The sequence below is a fragment of the Phytoactinopolyspora endophytica genome (assembly GCF_004138495.1).
GTDB classification, from domain to species: Bacteria; Actinomycetota; Actinomycetes; order Jiangellales; family Jiangellaceae; genus Phytoactinopolyspora; species Phytoactinopolyspora endophytica.
Genome location: NZ_ML142870.1, coordinates 67,024 through 68,345, shown reverse-complemented (window position 1 = coordinate 68,345; position 1,322 = coordinate 67,024). Strand labels below are relative to the sequence as shown.

The window sequence follows — 1,322 nt, the reverse complement described above, 5'->3', positions numbered from 1 at the left end:
CTCGAGATCGCGCTCTCTGTTCAGTTGCGGCTGTTCGCGCCGATCATGCCGTTCGTGACGGAGGAGGTGTGGTCGTGGTGGCAGGACGGCTCGGTCCACCGGGCGGGCTGGCCGGCTCTGGATGAGTTGTCGTTCGGGGGCGACCCGCAGGTTCTGGCTACCGCCGGCGCCGCGCTGTCCGCCGTTCGCGGGCTGAAGAACGCGCACAAGATGTCGATGCGTGCGCCTTTGGACCGTGTGGTGCTGCACGCTCCGGAACAGGACCTCGACCGGCTCGGATCAGCTGAACGAGACCTCGTTGCGGCGGGCCGGATCGCCGATCTGACGGTCGTCACCGATCCCGGCTGTGGGGAATACACCGCTGAGTTCGCCTAGGTCACTCCACGTCGAACGAGGCCGCCAACACCGGGCCGCCAGATGAAGCCCTTGGCTGGGCACGCGCTGGTGGCCGGTTGAGGTTACGCTAGTTGTCTACGCTCCGTCCCTGGGAGCTGATACTGGAAGGAGTTGTGTCCGCCGTGTCGGACGCTTCAAGTCACAAGCCCGGCTCATCTTGGGTTGAGCATGGCACGCAGCGCCGGAGTAGCCGATGAGCGCTGCACTGGGAATCCTCGCTGTATTCCTCCTGACTTTCGGTACCGCGTACTTCGTCGCTCAGGAGTTCGCTTACGTCTCCGCCGACCGGATCGAGTTGTCCCGGCAGGCAGCGGCAGGAGACAAACGTGCGGCATCGGCCGTACGCGTCATGGAGCGGCTGTCGTTCATGCTGTCGGCCGCCCAGGTCGGCATCACGGTGACAGCGCTCATCGTCGGGTTCATCGCAGAGCCGGCGTTCGCACAGGCGTTGCGGCCCGTACTCGACGCCGTCGGGCTACCTGACGCCGCCATCGCCGGCATCACGATCGCCGTCGCATTCGTGCTGGCCACCGTCATTCAGATGGTCCTTGGAGAGCTGTTCCCGAAGAACCTGGCGCTGGCCAGAGCGGAGACGATGGCGAAGGCGCTGGCTCCGTCCACCATGGTCTACCTGGCGGTCAGCGGCCCCGTCATCCGGCTCTTCGACAACTCGGCGAATCGGGTACTCCGTTGGGTCGGCATCGAACCCGTCGAGGAACTGCACCACGGAGCCACGCTCGAGGAGCTCCGTCACATCGTCGACGAGGCGGAACAGCAGGGCTCACTGTCGTCACACCTCTCTGACGTGCTGGGCCGGGCCATCGGCTTCACCGAGCACACAGCCGGCGAGGCCATGGTGCCTCGGCCGGACGTGGTCAGCGTTCATACGTCCGCGCCGGTCGAGACCGTCATCGAGCTGATCCGCA

The 1,322-nt window shown here is 65.7% G+C and carries 2 protein-coding genes; both read left to right on the top strand.

All coding sequences use genetic code 11. The features are described from left to right. On the top strand, positions 1-375 hold a 375-nt coding region (locus ELR45_RS29775; protein ID WP_165368225.1), incomplete at its 5' end, for a class I tRNA ligase family protein. A gap of 214 nt (positions 376-589) precedes the next feature. Then, positions 590-1,322, top strand: a 733-nt coding sequence (locus tag ELR45_RS39605; RefSeq protein ID WP_205857535.1) for a hemolysin family protein, incomplete at its 3' end; no start/stop codon positions are given.